Source organism: Nocardia sp. CA-129566 (assembly GCF_050956075.1).
Classification (GTDB): Bacteria; Actinomycetota; Actinomycetes; order Mycobacteriales; family Mycobacteriaceae; genus Nocardia.
This window is the reverse complement of sequence record NZ_CP192085.1, coordinates 2,391,896-2,409,737: the sequence shown is the minus strand read 5'-3', so window position 1 is coordinate 2,409,737 and position 17,842 is coordinate 2,391,896. Positions and strand designations below refer to the sequence as shown.

Annotated in this window: 5 protein-coding genes; 2 read left to right on the top strand and 3 right to left on the bottom strand. The window is 66.9% G+C overall.

Annotated features, from left to right (window positions below; genetic code table 11):
* Positions 1–103 precede the first annotated feature (103 nt).
* Positions 104–13,450 (top strand): amino acid adenylation domain-containing protein, encoded by a 13,347-nt coding sequence (locus ACQP0C_RS10745; RefSeq protein ID WP_433732788.1) that lies wholly within the window; start codon positions 104–106, stop codon positions 13,448–13,450.
* A gap of 69 nt (positions 13,451–13,519) precedes the next feature.
* Here ACQP0C_RS10745 and ACQP0C_RS10740 read toward each other — a convergent pair whose 3' ends face one another.
* Positions 13,520–13,807, bottom strand: coding sequence for a hypothetical protein (locus ACQP0C_RS10740; RefSeq protein ID WP_433732787.1), 288 nt, complete (start codon positions 13,805–13,807; stop codon positions 13,520–13,522).
* Between the two features lie 298 nt (positions 13,808–14,105).
* Between ACQP0C_RS10740 and ACQP0C_RS10735 the strand changes: the two genes are divergently transcribed.
* Positions 14,106–14,963: a dioxygenase gene (locus tag ACQP0C_RS10735; RefSeq protein ID WP_433734501.1), complete on the top strand. Its 858-nt coding sequence runs from the start codon at positions 14,106–14,108 to the stop codon at positions 14,961–14,963.
* A 55-nt stretch (positions 14,964–15,018) separates the two neighbouring features.
* Here ACQP0C_RS10735 and ACQP0C_RS10730 read toward each other — a convergent pair whose 3' ends face one another.
* Entirely contained in the window at positions 15,019–15,426 is a 408-nt protein-coding gene (locus ACQP0C_RS10730) for a DUF7144 family membrane protein (protein ID WP_433732786.1), read from the bottom strand.
* A gap of 86 nt (positions 15,427–15,512) precedes the next feature.
* Positions 15,513–17,633: an MMPL family transporter gene (locus ACQP0C_RS10725; RefSeq protein WP_433732785.1), complete on the bottom strand. Its 2,121-nt coding sequence runs from the start codon at positions 17,631–17,633 to the stop codon at positions 15,513–15,515.
* Positions 17,634–17,842 lie beyond the last annotated feature (209 nt).

Sequence of the window (17,842 nt, the reverse complement as noted above, 5' to 3'; positions counted from 1 at the left end):
GCCTTCGATCGGCCGGGCACCGGTCCAAAATGAACTTGCTACTACGCGACGGTCGGGACCAGCGGTGCACAACCGCGTCAGACGTCAGAACACAGGTGTGCTTATGGAACAGCCATCATCCTCGAGCGGAAGAAGAATAGGCACCGCACCGCCCGACAGCGCGTTTCCGCTGTCGGCAGCTCAGCGCGGCATCTGGTTCGCCCAGCACATCGCGGGCGATACGCCTATCTCGATCGCGCAGTACGTCGAACTGGTCGGCGAACTCGATCTCGACACCCTCGCCGCGGCCGCCAAGCAGACCGGACGCGAATTCGGGACCGGATATATCCGGCTGCTCGATGTCGAGGGTCAGCCGTACCAGTTCGTCGACACCACCCTCTTCGACGCACCCACCGTCATCGACCTGCGCGATCAGCCCGATCCGGAGGCGGCCGCGCATGCCTGGATGCGTGCGGAGTATTCCGCGCCGCTGGATCTGATGCAGGACCGGTTGGTCGCGGTGGCCATGCTGCGACTGGCCGATGACCGCTGGTTCTGGTACTCGCGCATGCACCACATCGTGCTCGACGGTATGGGCGCGCTTGCCCTGGTACAGCGCACCGGCGAGATCTACAACGCGGCCATCGCGGGCCGCGAGGCGCCGCCCGCCAAGGCCGAACCGCTGCAGAAGATCGTCGACGCCGATCTGGCCTACCGCGGTTCGGACCGATTCGACGCCGACCGCGAGTACTGGCGCGAGCATCTGGCCGGGATGGCCGACCCGGTCAACCTGGCGGGTCGCGAGGCCGATGTCGACGCGCCGCCGAGCCGGGTCTCGGGCGCACTGCCCGCCCCGACCGCCGAATTGCTCGATACCGTGGCGAAGGCGGCGGGCTCGGGCGCCGCGCCGGCCATCGTGGCCGCCTTCGGCGCCTATCTCGCCGCGATGACCGGTGCACCCGAAGTTGTGCTGAGCCTGCCGGTTTCGGGACGCACCACGGCGGCGCTGCGCCGCTCCGGCGGCATGGTCGCCAATGTCGTTCCGATGCGCCTGACGTTGTCACCCACCACCACGGTCGGTGACGTGATCCGGGCCACGCAAGGCGAGCTGACCGGGGCGCTGCGCAGACAACGGTACCGGCAGGAGGACATCGTCCGTGACCTCGGCTGGTCGATGGACGAGGCGTCGTCATTCGGTCCGGCCGTCAATTTGATGATGGTGGACACCAGGATTCAGCTCGGCGCGGTCACCGGACGACTGCACGTGCTGACGTCCGGGTTGATCGATGACATCTTCGTCAACCTGTATCCGGGCGTGGGCGGCGAGAGCACCCACATCGATCTGCAGGGCAACGGAAATCTGTACAGCACAGAGGAATTGGCGGCGCACCACGCCCGCTTCCTGATGTTCCTGCACACGTTCCTGGCCGCCGGACCGGATGCCCCGCTATCTACCGTGCAGGTCGTCTCCCCGCAGGAGCGGGATCGACTGGTGCCCGCGCGCGGACCCGAGGCGGTCGCACCGCGCACCCTCCCGGAAATCCTCGCGGCCGGTGCCGAACTCGACCCGGAGGCGGTGGCGCTGCGCAGCGGCGACACCAGCATGACCTACCGTCAGGTCGACGAGTACACCAACCGCCTGGCCCGCGTGCTGATCGCGGCGGGTGCCGGACCCGAACGCACCGTGGCGATTTCGATTCCGCGCTCGGCCGAATCCGTCCTCGCCACGCTCGCGGTGGCGAAATCCGGTGCGGCATTCGTCCCCATCGACCCGACCTATCCCGCGGACCGGATCGAGCATATGGTCGGCGACAGCGGGGTCGTCGCGGGCCTGACCGTGCACCCGGCGCGAAAGTCCCTGCCGGACCGCGTGAATTGGCTGCTGCTCGACGATGACGCGACGGCCGCAACCGTGGCGGCGCAGGATTCGGCGGCGATCACCGATGCCGAACGCCGCGGGCCGCTACACCTGGATCAGATCGCCTACATCATCTACACCTCCGGATCGACGGGACTGCCCAAGGGTGTGCTGGTGTCGCATCGCGGCCTGGCGAATTTGGTCACCGGTTCCGGTGCCGGATTCGGTGTCACCGCCGATTCGGTAGTGGCACACGCGGTTTCGCCGAGTTTCGATATTTCCGTCGAGGAGATCCTGGTCACTCTCGCGGCGGGTGCGACGCTCGCCGTCGTGCCGCCGTCGGCGTATGCGGGCGAGGAGATGGCCGAAGTGCTGCGCGCGCATCGGGTCACCCATCTCAATGTCACCCCGACGGTGGTGGGATCCCTGGACCCGGCGACGCTGCCGGACCTGCACACGATTGTCGTCGGCGGTGACGCGTGTCCGCCGGAGCTGGTGACCACCTGGTCCGGGCGGACGCTGTTGAACGGCTACGGGCCCACCGAAACCACCGTCACCGTCACCTTGAGCGGACCATTGCGCCCTGGCGGACCGGTAACCATCGGCAGCATTGTTCTAGGTGTCACCGCTGTCGTGCTCGACCCGTGGCTGCGGCCGGTGGCCCGCGGCGCGGTCGGTGAGCTGTATCTGGCCGGCGCGGGCGTCGCGCGCGGCTATCACCAGCGCAATGGGCTGACCGCCAGCCGTTTCGTCGCCAACCCGTACGCGCCGGGTGAGCGGATGTACCGCACCGGCGATCTGGTGCGGTGGACCGCCGACGACGAACTGGAGTACCAGGGCCGCAGCGACTTCCAGGTCAAGGTGCGCGGGTTCCGCATCGAACTCGGCGAGATCGATGCCGCGCTGCAACGGCAGCCCGACGTCGACTTCGCCCTCACCATCGGCGCCGAGACCCCCGCCGGAGCGACCGCGCTGGTGGCCTATGTGCTCGGCAAGCCCGGCACCGAGATTCACCCCGAGGCGCTGAAAGCCGCTGCCGGTGAGACCCTTCCGGCCTATATGGTCCCCTCGGTCATCATGGTGCTCGACAGCATTCCGCTGACCCCGCTCGGCAAGGTGGACCGCAGGGCTCTGCCCGCACCGGATTTCAGTGTCCGAGCCGTGGTGAGCCGGGCGCCGTCGACGCCGCGTGAAGCGGCACTGGCCGATCTGTTCGCCGATGTCCTCGGGCTCGAGACGGTCGGTGTCGACGATAGTTTCTTCGCACTCGGCGGTGACAGTATCGTCTCCATCCAGCTGGTATCGCGGGCGAAGGCCGCCGGGATCGGCTTCAGCGCACGAGATGTGTTCGAGCGCAAGACCGTTGCCGCGCTGGCCGCGATCGCGACCGACGTGAGCGCGCAGACGGTCACCGAACTGCCCGGCGGCGGGGTCGGCACCGTGGAACTCACGCCGATCGTGCACGCCATGGTGGAGCAGGGGCCGACCTGGGATCGCTTCGGTCAGGCCGTCCTGATCGGTCTCCCGCCGGGTTTCGGCCGCGACCAGCTCGGCGCGGCGGTCCAACCGCTCATCGACCATCACGATGTGCTTCGCTCCACGCTGCGACACACCGAACAAGGCTGGGAATGGGTGGTCGTCGAGCCTGGTTCGCTAGCCGCCGATGACTTGATCGATGTAGTCACGGCCGACGCGGACGCCGAGGACAGCTACGAGCGCGAATTGCAACAGGCGGCGGATCTGCTCGATCCCGAGGCGGGTGTCGTCGCGCGCTTCGTGCTGATCGAGCGGGCGGGGGCCGATCCACTGTGCTGGCTGGTGCTGCACCATCTGGTGACCGATGGCGTCTCCTGGCGAATCCTGCTGCCGGACCTGGCGATCGCGGCGACCGGCGGCACACTCGTGCCCGTCGGCACCTCCTTCCGGCGGTGGGCACATGGTCAAGCGGAACAGGCGCCCGAGCGGGTGGCCGAACTGCCACTGTGGCAACGGATGCTGGCCACCCCGGATCCGGTCATCGGCTCGGCTGCGCTGGATCCTGCGGTCGACGTCGTCGCCACCATGGGCCAGCACCGGACCACCGTCGACCCGGATATCGCCAACACCGTACTGGCCACTTTGCCCGACCAATTCCATTGCGGCGCAGATGATGTGCTGCTCACCGGACTCGCTCTCGCGGTGAGCCGCTGGCGCGATCGCAAGACCGCGCTGCTCACCTTGGAAGGCCACGGCCGCTCCGAGACACTCCTGCCCGGCGCCGATATCGCCCGCACGGTCGGCTGGTTCACCAGCATCTACCCGGTGGCCATCGATGTGACCGGCATCGATCTCGACGACGCGTTCGCCGGTGGCGGCGCGGCGGGCACCGCGATCAAGACGATCAAGGAACAGCTGCGCGCGGTGCCGGATAAGGGCATCGGCTACGGCATGCTGCGCTATCAGCATCCGGAGTCCGCCGCCGTCCTCGCCGATACGCCGATCCCGCAGCTCAGCTTCAACTATCTCGGTCGTGCGCTCACCGGCGGGCACGCGGGAGCATGGCTGCCACAGCGTTTCGCGGCGACGCACAACGAGTCGGCGCCGCTGGCCGCGGTGGTCGATATCAATGCCGTGCTCACCGATGTCGGCCTGGAGGTCACCTGGGCCTACGCCTCGCGACTGCTCGACGAGGCGGATGTCGGTCAACTCGCCGAGCTGTGGTCGCAGGCGCTGCGGGCGCTCGCGGCGCACGCCAGCTCGCCGGGCGCGGGCGGACGCACCCCGTCCGACTTCGACCTGGTCCCGGTGCGGCAACAGCAGATCGAGAGCTGGGAACGCGCCTACCCGAATCTCGCCGACGTCTGGCCGCTTTCGCCGCTGCAGTACGGTCTGCTCTTCCACGCGCTCTACGACACCGACACCGCCGACGGCTACACCGTCCAATCACTGCTCACGCTGGCGGGCACAGTCGATGCCGCCCGCTTGCGCAATGCGGCACAGGTCTTGCTGGACCGGCACGAGAACCTGCGCGTCGCCTTCGCCGAAACCGACGACGGTCCGCGCCAGCTCGTCGTCGCCGATGCCGAAATCCGCTGGCACGATATCGATCTCACCGATATCGCCGACACCGACGAACGCGACCGCGAAGTCGACCGCCTCCTCGCCCTCGATGCTCGCACCCGATTCGAACTCGACCGCCCACCGCTGATCCGCTTCACCCTCATCCGGACCGGGGCCGATATCTATCGGCTGGTGATGACCAATCACCATCTGCTGCTGGACGGCTGGTCGACGCCGCTGCTGGTGCGCGAGCTGCTGACGCTCTACGTCACGATGGGCGACACCTCCGTACTGCCGCCCGCACACTCGTATCGGGAGTTCCTGAAGTGGCTCGATGAGCAGGACAACGAGGCCTCGCTCGCGGCCTGGACGGAGTCGCTGGCCGGCGTGGATACCCCGACGCGCGCGGTCCCGACGCTGGCCGGGATCGAATCGACCGAGGCCGGAATGATCTCTCGCGACCTGACCCGCGCCACGGTCGAACGGCTCGAGACCACCGCACGCGAATCCGGCGCGACGGTCAATACGATGGTGCAGGCCGCATGGGCAATGCTGCTGGCCATGTTGACCGGGCGCACGGATGTGGTGTTCGGCGGCACCGTATCCGGTAGGCCACCGGAGCTGCCCGGTATCGAAGAGATGGTCGGGCTGTTCATCAATACGCTCCCGGTACGAGTCCAGCTCGATCCCGCGGAGAAGGTCGCCGACCTGCTGACCCGCGTCCAGGCCGAGCAAGCACGCCTGCTGGACCACCAGCATGTGGGGCTGGCCGCCATCCACCGGGCCGTCGGCCTCGCCGAACTCTTCGACACGCTCACCGTCTTCGAGTCGTATCCGATCGACCGGGAGGCGCTGTCGCAGGCGCTCGATATCGCGGGTATGCGGGTGCTCGATGTCGAGGGCACCGACGCGACGCCCTACCCGCTGGGCCTGATGGTCATTCCGCTGCGCGGCGAAGACGGGCACGACACGCTGCAAATCAAACTGAAGTTCATGGCCGACCAGCTCGATATCACGGCGGCACAACCGCTGCTGGATCGCTTCATCCGGTTACTGACCCAACTCGCCGACAACCCGAATGCCCTCGTCTCCCAACTGCAATACTGCGACGACGCCGAACTGGCCACCCTGCTGCCGGTGCGCGGCGCGGAATCGGTTCCACCGCAGACACTTCCGGATATTCTGTCGGCGGCCGCGCGCATCGATCCCGATGCCATCGCGATCACCGCGGGCGATCTCACCATGAGCTATGGCGAACTCGATGCCTGGTCCAACCGCTTCGCCCGGGTACTGCTCGGCCGCGGTGTCGGTCGGGAGATCTTCGTCATCCTCGCACTCACCCGATCACTGGAATCCGTGGTGGCCGTCTGGGCGCTCGCCAAGACCGGTGCGGCCTTCCTACCGCTGGATCCGAGCTATCCAGTGGAGCGGATCGAGCACATGCTCACCGATTCGAAGGCCCCGATCGGAGTGACCGTCACGGCGACCGGTGAGACACTGCCCGGCACCATCGACTGGCTGCTGCTCGACGACCTGAACACGATTCGACGGGTCATGCTCGTCTCCGACGCACCCATCACCGACGAAGAGCGCGGCGGCCCGATCAATATCGACCAGACCGCCTACCTGATCTACACCTCGGGCTCCACCGGTAAGCCCAAGGCGGTCCTGGTCAGCCATCGCGGCATCGCGAATGTGGCCACCGCACAACAAGAGGCCCTCGAACTCGATTCCTCTATCAGTTCGCTACAGGTCGCTTCGCCGAGTTTCGACGCATCGGTCTACGAGCTGCTGATAGGGCATTCGACGGGTGGCCGCCTGGTGGTATCGCCACCGGATGTCTACGGCGGCAGCGATCTCGAACAGCTGATGCGTGCCGAGCGGATCACCCACGCCATGATCACGCCGTCGGCGCTGGCCACGATGGAGCCGACCGGCATGACCGACCTGCGGGTGCTCGGGGTCGGGGGCGAGGCCGTCTCACCCGAACTGGTCGACCGCTGGGCGGTCGGGCGGCGGATGGTGAATCTGTACGGCCCCACCGAATTCAGCATCTGCGCGACCAGCCCCGCCGAACTGCTGCCGGGGGAACCGGTCACCATCGGCGGGCCGATCCGCGGCGCGTCGAATATGGTGCTCGATACCTGGCTGCGCCCGGTACCGGTGGGCATCGCGGGTGAGCTGTACCTGGCCGGTCCGGCGCTGGCCCGTGGTTACTTCAATCGGTTCGAGATGACCGCGGCGCGCTTCATCGCGAATCCGTATGGCGCGGCCGGGGAAAGGATGTATCGAACCGGCGATATGGTCCGATGGGTCATCGGAGCCGACGACATGCTCGAACTGGAGTACTTGGGCCGCAGCGATTTCCAGGTCAAGATCCGCGGGTTGCGCATCGAGCTCGGCGAGATCGATGCCGTGCTCTCCCGTGACGAACAGGTCGAATACGCGGTGACGATCGGCCAGCCGGGGCCGGCGGGCGCAACTGTGCTCGTCTCCTATGTGCTGCCCACCGCGGGCACCGAATTGGACACTGAGCGGCTGCGGGAGCAGGTGGCGGCGGAGCTGCCCGGCTATATGGTGCCCAGCCATCTCGTCGTGCTCGACGCGATCCCGCTCACCCCGGTCGGCAAGCTGGATCGCAAAGCCCTTCCGGTGCCGGACTTCTCGGTCGCGCAACGGCCGTATCTCGCCCCGCGCACTGCCGTAGAACGGTCCGTTGCCGAGGTATTCGGCGATGTACTCGGCAGTGAACGGGTCAGCGTCGACCAGTCGTTCTTCGAACTCGGTGGCAACTCGCTCAGCGCCACCAAGGTTGTCGCACGGATCAATTCGACCCTCGGCTCGACCATCGCGCTGCGTGATCTGTTCGACGCGCCCACCGTGGCGCAGCTGTCCGCGCGGGTGATCCCGGCCACCGACGGCAAACCGGGCCGGTTCGCCCTCGCACCACGGATCAGGCCGGACCGAATTCCCCTGTCCCCGGCCCAACAACGCATGTGGGTGCTCAATCGGCTGGATCCGACCTCATCGGCGTACAACATCGCGGTCGCGCTGCGGCTCACCGGCCACCTGGATATCGATGCGATGCGCCGCGCAATGGCCGATGTGATCGGCAGGCACGAGAGTTTGCGCACGCTGTATCCCGTCGACGCCGAGGGACCACGTCAGGTGGTCGTCGGCACCGAGGTGGCCGCGCCGCCCATGCCGGTGCTCGATACCGAAGACGGCGCGCCGCTGCGCGCTCGGATCAATGAGCTGGCCGGCACCGGATTCGATCTCGCCATCGAGCCGCCACTGCGGGTCGGGCTGTTCCGGATCGTGGATCCGAGTTATTCCGCCAGCAACGTGCTGGAGGCGACGGAGCACTCCGCCGGCATCGCGCCGGTCAGCTCGAGCCCGTCCGCTGGTGTCCCACCGGTGTCATCGGGTCCCTCCTCGGGCCTGGCCCCGGTGTCGTCGAGCTATACCGCGACGGTCTCGGATTCCACCGGTGAGGTACCGGCCGACGTACACGTCGTCGTGCTCGTCGTACACCACATCAGCGCCGATGGCGCATCGATGGCGCCGCTGGCGGCCGATCTGGTCGCCGCCTACTCCGAGCGGTCCAGCCGGGCCGAGACCGCCAGGGTGCCGCTCGCGGTGCAATACGCCGACTTCGCGCTCTGGCATCGGGAACTGCTCGGCAGCGAGTCGGATCCGGAATCGCTGGCGGCCCGACAGATCCGCTTCTGGACCGACAGCCTCGCCGGTGCGCCGGATCTGCTGGAGCTGCCCGCCGACCGCCCGCGCCCGGCCGTGCAATCGATGCGCAGCGCCGACGTCGATTTCACCCTCGACGCGCCATTGCACAGCGCCATTGTCGAATTCGCGGCCGCGAACAATGTCAGCGTGTTCATGGTCGTACACGCCGCGCTCGCGGTGCTGCTGGCGCGGCTCGGCGGCACCGACGACGTGGTGATCGGAACGCCGGTCGCCGGTCGCGGCGAGGAAGCACTCGATGACCTCGTCGGCATGTTCGTCAATACGCTCGCGCTGCGCACCCCGGTCGATCCGGGGACCGGGTTCCGGCAGCTCCTCGCCACCGTGCGGGCCGCGGATCTGGATGCGTTCGGCAATACCGATGTGCCTTTCGAGCGACTCGTCCAGGTGCTCAACCCCACCCGATCGACCGCACACCACCCGATATTCCAGGTGTCGCTGTCACTGCAGAACTTCGTCGAACCGGTCCTGGAACTGCCCGGATTGCGATTCGAGGTAGAGGATTTCGATCGCGCCGCTTCACAGTTCGACCTGACGCTGGATTTGCGCGAGCGTTTCGGCACCGACGGCCCGGCCGGTGTCGACGGCGTAATGACGTATGCGACAGACCTTTTCGACGCGAGCACGATGACGACCTTCGCCGCGCGCTGGCGTCGCGTACTCGCCGCGGTCGTCTCGGATATCGATGTGCGTCTGGCCGATATCGATATCCTCGACGAATCCGAACGCGCACAGCTGGTTCCGGTGCGCGGCCCGGAAACCGCGGGCACGACAACGCTGGCCGCGGCACTCGCCGCATCCGCCGCGTCGTACCCGGACCGGCCCGCGGTCGTCGCCGACGGTCGAACGACGACCTACCGGGAGCTCGACGCCCAGTCGAACCAGCTGGCCCGACTGCTCCTCGAGGCGGGCATCGGCCCGGAAACCGTCGTGGCACTCGGTCTCCCGCGCTCCGCGGAACTGCTCATCGGCCTGTGGGCCGCCGCGAAGGTCGGCGCGGCCTTCCTGCCGGTCGATCCGAAACATCCGGTGGACCGCATCGATCACATGCTCACGGATTCGGGTGCGCGAGTCGGGCTCACCCTCGCCGCCTATCGGCCGCTACTACCCGAGGGCACCGAATGGCTCGTCCTCGACGACAACGAACTCGGCGCACGCCGGCAGTCGGCAAGTGATGCCGCGCTGTCGCCGAATTCGATCCGACCCGACACTTCGGCCTGGATGATCTACACCTCGGGGTCGACCGGAACACCGAAGGGCGTCTCCGTCTCCCATCGCGGTATCGCCGATCTCATTGCCGCGCAACGGGAATCACTCGGCATCGACGCGAATTCCCGAGTATTGCAGGTGGCCTCGCCGAGTTTCGACGCATCGGTGTTCGAGGCGCTGATGGCCTTCGGGTCCGGTGGCGCGTCGGTGGTCGCACCGCCGGAGGTCTTCGGCGGCAGCGCGCTCGCCGAACTGATCGCCGCCGAACAGGTCACGCATATGGTGATCACGCCGTCGGCCTTGGCCACGATCGATCCCGCCGAGGTGTCGAGTGTGCGGGTGCTCGCGGTGGCGGGCGAAGCGGTCGGTGCCGAACTCGTCGAGCGCTGGTGCCTCGACCGGACCATGGTGAACCTGTACGGTCCGACCGAATTCACCATCTGGGCAACGGGTTCCGCACCATTGGTCGCGGACGCACCGGTCACCATCGGTGCGCCCATTCGCGGTGCCGCGGCACTGGTCCTCGACGACCGGCTGCGCCCGGTGCCCGTCGGCGTCGCAGGCGAGCTGTACCTCGCCGGACCCGCGCTGGCCCGCTGCTATCACGCCCGGCCCAGCCTGACCGCATCGCGGTTCATCGCCAACCCCTTCGGCGAACCCGGCGGACTCATGTACCGCACCGGCGATCTGGTGCGCTGGACCCGCACCACGGGGCAGGCCCTGGAGCTGGAGTACATCGGCCGCACCGACTTCCAGGTCAAGGTGCGCGGCCAGCGCATTGAACTGGGTGAGATCGATGCGGTGCTCGGCCGCGCGGACGGGGTCGATTTCGCCGTGACACTCGGCGTCCCCGGCCCCACCGGATCGACCGCGCTGGCGGCTTATCTCGTCCGCAAGCCCGGTGTCGAACTCGATATCGCGCAGGTGCGCGCGGTCGCCGCCGATGCCCTGCCCGCGTATATGGTCCCCGCCGCCTTCGTCGTCCTGGACGCCATCCCGCTCAACGCCGTCGGCAAACTCGACCGAAAGGCGCTGCCGGAACCCGAATTCGTCGTCGAGGAGACCGAATATCGCGCCCCCTCGACCGCGACCGAGGAGATCCTGGCGCAGATCTACGCCGAACTCCTCGACCGCGACAAGGTCGGCGTCGATGATTCGTTCTTCGCGCTCGGCGGCGACAGTATTCTCGCGATCAAGCTGGTCTCCCGTGCGAAGCTGCGCGGCATCCGGTGCACGCCGCTGCAGGTCTTCGAGCATCGCACCGTGGCCGCGCTGGCCGCCGCTGTCGATGCCGCGGGCGCGATCGTCCCGCTCGAGGAGCTGCCCGGCGGCGGTATCGGCGAACTGCCGCTCACCCCGAATGTGCGCTACCTGGTCGAGCGCGGCGGTAACTTCGACCGCTGCGCGCAGGTCACGGTGCTGGACCTTCCGGTCGGCATCGAGCGCGGCCAACTGGTCGCCACCCTCACCGCCGTGGTCGACCGGCACGACATGCTGCGCTCGCGGCTGTGGCAGGCCGAGCACGGCTGGCAGCTTCGGGTCGACGAGCCCGGATCGGTCGACGTCGACGCACTGGTGCACCGCATCGAATTCGATGCCGCCGCCGACTCGCTCGATCTGCGCGAATACGCCGTGACCGAATTGAATGCCGCGGCCGACCGGCTCTCCCCCGCGAATGGCGTTGTGCTGCAATGCGTCTGGCTCGATCCGGTCGGCGACGCGGGAGCCAGGACGAAATCGGGGCGACTGCTCATCGTGACGCACCGGATCGCCATCGACACCGCGTCGTGGCGAATTCTGGTGCAGGACTTGATCGCCGCATGGGCACAGGTATCGGTTGGGAACAGCCCGGTGCTGGCCGAGACCGGTACATCGATGCGCCGGTGGTCCTACGCCCTCGTCGAGGACGCGCATACCGACCGCCGCATCGCCGAACTCGACCATTGGCACCGCGTGCTCACCGGTCCCGATCCGCTCGTCGGCGACCGCGAACTCGATCCGGCGATCGATCGGGCGCACACACTGCGTGCGGTCGAACTCGAGGTCTCCGACGCAGTGACGGACGCGGTGCTCACCACTTTGCCTCGACTACTGCACGGCACTGGCACCGATACGCTGCTCGCCACACTGGCCCTGGCGCTGAATCGCTGGCGCGCACGCCACAATGTCGACGCACCGACGGCCTTGCTGCGCCTGGCAGCCGATGGCCGACCGGTGCGCGCGATTCCGGGCGCCGACCTGGGTCGGACGCTGGGCTGGGCCGCCCCCACCTATCCGGTGCGGCTGGATCTGACCGAGATCGATATCGACGACGCCTGCGCCGGTGGTGCGGCCATGGGCGCGACGATGCGCGCGATCAAACATCAACTGCTCGCGGTGCCGGACAATGGCATCGGATTCGGCGAACTGCGCTACCTCAACGACGCTGTGACCCAGCTTCCGTCCCGACCGCCGGGCCGGATCGGCTTCGAATACCTGGGTCGGCGCTCGGCCGGCGACATTCCGGCCGGACTCGAAGGGCTCGGCTGGTCACCCACCGACGAGTTCGGTGAGCTGCGCCCCGATGAGCATGCCGATGTCCCGGTCACGTCCGCGATCGATGTGACCGCCGTCGTCATCGACGATCGGTTGCACGCGAATCTCCGCTTCCCCGAAACACTCCTGGACCGAGCCGAGGTCGCCGAACTGGCGGCCCTGTGGTCCGACGCGCTCACCGCGGCAGCCAATTTCGCGCAGACCCCAGCGGCGCAGCAGGCCGCCGCGGACGAAACGGCCGCCTTGGCGGCACAGGCAGCCGCACGCGAAACCGCCACCGCACCAGCTGGACTCGGCCTCGACGTGCTGCTGCCGATCCGGCTCGGCGGCACCGAGCCCGCCCTGTTCTGCATCCACTCCTCCTCCGGAATGTCGTGGAGCTACCTGGGATTCGCGGAGCGGCTGCGACCGGGCCGCCCGATCTACGGCCTGCAAGCACCGGATCTCGGTGGCGAACCGTCGGCGCGCTCCATCGAGGAGTCCGCCGACCGCTACATCCGCGAAATCCGCGCCGTCCAACCGAGCGGGCCGTATCACCTGCTCGGCTGGTCTTTCGGCGGTCTCATCGCCCATGCGATGGCGGCGAAACTGCAGGCGGCGGGCGAAACCGTCGGCGTCGTCGCGCTGTTGGACTCCGACCACGCCGATATCGACGGCGACACCATCGAACGGCTCTCGGCGGGCGCGTTCGTCAATACCTTCGGCTCGATCTTCGGCATCGACGACGTCCCCGCCGAGGCGACCGCCCAGGAAGCGGCCGACCTCATCGAGGCGCGGCTGGGTATGGAGGTCATCGATGCCGAGATCATCGAGCGAATGGCCAATTCCTACAACGCATCCGCGCGCACGCGCACCGGATACCGCCGACCGGTCTACGACGGTGACCTGCTCTATTTCAGCGCCACCGTCGACACCTCCGATATGGTCGGTCCCGACGGCTGGCGGCCCTATGCCACCGGCCGCGTCATCAACCACGATATCGACGTCACCCACAATGAACTGACCTCACCACATGCGCTCGCGATCATCGCACGCGTTCTCGACGACCAATTGACAGCCGCCGCCGATTGAACTCCATATTCGAATCAACCGAATTATCGGCGATCGCCCGGAATTCGGATCAGTGCCTCGTGCCGTTTGCTACGACCGACTGGCATCATTCGACGCCCACCGTGATCTGATGAACTGGAATACCAGGATCACGGGCAGGATGAATGCCTTGAAGACCAGAAAATAGGTGCCCCCATCGAAGACGAAGGCCAGGTAGAAGCCGTATCCGAAGAAGAGGACGCCGACGATGGCGTCGAATGCGCGCATACCCGCGCTCTGTGTCTTGAAGTAACTCATGGCGATCAACGCGATTCCGCTGACCAGCAACAGAATCACATACCACGAGAACAACGGGTCGGCACTGAAATCCAGGTTCATGGATACCCCCAATCATGTACGGAAACAACAGAGTTGGGCGATACCCCCGATGAGAACCCCCCGAACTGCGATGAAGAATGCCACAGCCGACGAATTCACGCAAACGATAGGCGGCGGCACCACTCACAGCGCACGCACAGCCAGGACCGATACCACCCCTAGCCCCCGTCCATAACGTCACCGTGGACAGCGCGATCTCCGACTACGGAAGGACAACACAGTGAGCGCACATTCCGCGCACCGCGGCGACGACGAGGTACACGAACACGATCTCGGCCTCGCCCACGACTTGACGGTGATGTCGCGTCGCCGCGCCCTGTTCTTCTTCGGCGCCGCGGGGGCGGCGACGGTCGCGGCGGGCTGCGCATCGGCGACGACCACTGGCACGGCATCCACCACCACCGCCAGGACCGCGCAGGGCAGCACCGGCAGCGTCACCGCCGCACCGCAGGAGACCGCGGGCCCCTACCCGGGCGACGGCTCCAACGGCCCGAATGTGCTGATCGAATCCGGCGTGGTCCGATCCGATATCACCACCAGCTTCGGATCGTATTCCGGTGTCGCACAGGGTGTTCCGATGACGCTCGAACTGGATCTGCGCGATCTGGCGAAGAACGGGGCCGCGGGCGCCGACATGGCCGTCTATGTCTGGCATTGCGACCGTTCCGGCGAATATTCGCTCTACGGTAAGGGCATTGCCGATCAGAACTATCTGCGCGGCGTCCAGGTCGCCGATGCCAATGGCAGGGTGCGGTTCACCTCGATCTTCCCGGCCTGTTACTCCGGCCGCTGGCCGCATATCCATTTCGAGGTCTACGACTCACTGACCACCGCCGTTGCCGGGCAGAACGCGCGGCTCACCGCACAGATCGCACTGCCCAAGGACATCTGCAGTACCGTCTACGCCGCCGACTCCGCATATGCGCAGAGCATCACCAATCTGTCCCAGATCTCGCTGTCCTCGGACAATGTCTTCGGTGACGGCTGGGATGCCGAAATGGCCACCGTCACCGGCACTCCGGCCGCGGGCATGAACGTTTCGATCACCGTCGGCGTTGCCGAGAAGTCACAGAACACCCAGTCCGGCGGCGGGACGCCACCGGGCCAGGGTGGACCGGGTGGCGGCCCGGGCGGACCACCTCCGCGAAAGAAGTGAGCCGAGGACCAGGGCCCCGACCCCTACTCGAAGGATCTGGGGGCCGAGGCGAAATCTATTGCGCTACTTCAGACCCGAGCTCGCGCGCCAACGCCCAGATGATCAACACATCGATGGCGATGATCACCAGCGACCAGAACGGATACATCGGCGCGAACAGGAAGTTGTCCATCAGGCTGATCGAGGCCATCACGATACCCGCCCAATAGCCCCAGGATCGTCCGGTCACGATGCCGATGCCCGCGGTAATGATCAGTACCGCGATCACCAGATGGACCCATCCCCACACCGAGACGTTCACCTGGAAGACCTGGTCCTCGGTCAATACGAACAAGTCGCGCTTCGCGATCGCGGCGATGGCGGCCAGCAGATGCAGCACACCGGCGATCAGGATCAGAACGCCCGCGAAGATCGTCATGTCATTGAGCGCGGGTCCGGTCTTGGCCGGGCCGGGACTGGTCATAACACACACTCCTTCCGAAACGCGTGGTAATCGACCGCCACAAACTAACCCGCGACACGCCCGAAACGAGGGATCACCTCGGCGGGTCACTTGCTCAGACTGACCTCCGGTTCGGGAGCCGCGGCAATACGCGGCCGAGCCAGCGCACTCGGCCACCAGATCCGATCACCGATATCCAATGTCAGCGCGGTGACCAGGATCGAACGCACGATCACCGTGTCGAGCAGCACGCCGACGGCGATGACAATGCCCATCTCGGCGAAGGTCACCACCGGCATGGTCGCGAACACCGCGAAGGTGCCGGCCAGCACCAGACCAGCCGAGGTGATCACCCCGCCGGTGGCGGCAAGGCCGATGAGTGCGCCCGCCTTGGTGCGATGCTTTGTCGCTTCCTCGTGCACCCGCGACATCAAGAAGATGTTGTAGTCGATGCCGAGCGCCACCAGGAAGACGAAGGTCAGCAACGGCAGGCCAGCGTCGGCGCCCTTGAATCCGGCCAGATCGAAGATCCAGTGGCTGAGCCCGAGCGCGGCGAAGTAGGACAGCACCACCGTCGCGGTGAGCAGAAGCGGTGCCAGCACCGCGCGCAGCAGCACCATCAGGATCACCATCACAATGGCGAGCACAACCGGCACGATCACCCGATTGTCATGTGCCACAGCATGTTCGATATCGAGCACGACCGCGGTCTGGCCACCGACCCTGGCCTCGGGATCCACCGCGTGCACGGCCGCGCGCACCCGGTCGATGGTCGCGTCGGCGGCGCGACTGTCCGGCGGATCCGAGAGCGTGCCCTCCAGATAGACCAGATCGCCGGAGATGATCGGCCGCGACGGCGCGGTAATGCCCGGCGTCGATCCCAGCGCCGTTGCGACGGCGTCGGCACGCGCGGCGGAGGCGACGACCATGACCGGCTGACCGGTGCCCGCGTCGAAATGTCGTTCCAGCACTTCGGTTCCGGTGACCGCATCGGAGGCGCCGACGAACGCGTCCTTGTTCGCGATCCCGTTCGACTCCAAGCCGGTGGCGCCGAACGCGAGGACGCCGAGCGCCAGTGCGGTGCCGATCCAAACCGTGCGCGGCCGCCGGGCGATCGCGAATCCGATACGCGCCCAGATACCGGACTCGGTCGCGTTGACGGTGCCGAAATTCGGGTGGCGCGGCCAGAAGATCCACCGGCCGACGATCACCAGCAGCGCGGGCAGCAGCGTCAACATCGCCAGCAGCGCGACCGCGATGCCGATGGCACACACCGGACCGATGCCCTTGGTCGAATTCATCTCCGCCACCAGCAGAGCCAGCATCGAGACCATCACGGTGCAACCACTCGCCAGTACCGCGGGCCCGGCCCGGTGCAGCGCGACCGCCATGGCCTCGTGCTTATCGGGATGGCGGCGCAGTTCCTCGCGATAGCGGGCCACCAGCAGCAGCGCATAGTCGGTGCCCGCGCCGAATACCAGCACGGTCAGGACGGCCTGGCTCTGCGCATTGACCGTCAATCCCAACTTGGTCGCGCCGAATACCGCGGCCTGCGAAATCACCAGTGCGAAAGCGACAGTCATCAGCGGCAACGCCCACAGCATCGGACCATAGGTGGCCACCAGGATCACGATGACGACCGCGGCGGCCGAGTACAGCAGCAATCCGTCGATGCCCTCGAACACCTTGCCGAATTCGGCGGCGTACCCGGCTGGTCCGGTGGCGTAGAACGACAAACCGTCGGGGCGCTCGCCTGCCGCGTCATTGATGGCGGCGACCACGCTGGTCAGGCGGCTCCAGCCGTCGGATCCGATCGAGATCGGCACCAGAATCTCCAGTGCCTGACCGTCCTGCGACGGAATCGGGCCGAACAGCTTATCGCCCACCACATGCTCGACCTGCCGGAACCGGGTGGCATCGGCGCCGACCGTGAGCCGGTCGGCCTCGGTGATTCCGCTGGGGCGCTCGTACACCAGCACCACCGGAACCTGGTCGCTATTGCCGAATTTCTCGGCCAGCTTGTACGCCTGCGTGGATTCGGCGCTATCGGGCAGCCACGTGACATTGTCGTTCTTCTGTGCGCCAGTGAGCTTTCCGGCGAAGGTGCCGAGCGCGAGCAGTGCGATGATCCAGACACCGAGCACTACCCATTTGCTCCGGCGACCGCTCGGCACACGCGCGAGTCTGCCGAGAAGGTCGGTCATATCGGGATCGGTCGGTGCGGACATCGGGGCCCCCTCGGTCACCACACTGATCTTTGCTAGCCAGCTGCAAGCAGGCGCTAGCGGCTGGCACCGATGCTACTGCCGGGTTCCGACATCCGCGAGCGAAATGTGATGCTGCGCCCACCCCGCGCGGCAGCCGATCAGGTCCGGTCGACGACGGGATTCCCCCAGCGGCGACAGCAATCTCGCTGCTGGCATGCCGACCACGATGT

Bases quoted from the DNA above. Each gene is read 5' to 3' on its own strand.
- ACQP0C_RS10725 (WP_433732785.1), bottom strand. From the start codon at position 17,633: ATGTCCGCACCGACCGATCCCGATATGACCGACCTTCTCGGCAGACTC.
- ACQP0C_RS10735 (WP_433734501.1), top strand. From the start codon at position 14,106: ATGTCGCGTCGCCGCGCCCTGTTCTTCTTCGGCGCCGCGGGGGCGGCG.
- ACQP0C_RS10740 (WP_433732787.1), bottom strand. From the start codon at position 13,807: ATGAACCTGGATTTCAGTGCCGACCCGTTGTTCTCGTGGTATGTGATT.
- ACQP0C_RS10745 (WP_433732788.1), top strand. From the start codon at position 104: ATGGAACAGCCATCATCCTCGAGCGGAAGAAGAATAGGCACCGCACCG.
- ACQP0C_RS10730 (WP_433732786.1), bottom strand. From the start codon at position 15,426: ATGACCAGTCCCGGCCCGGCCAAGACCGGACCCGCGCTCAATGACATG.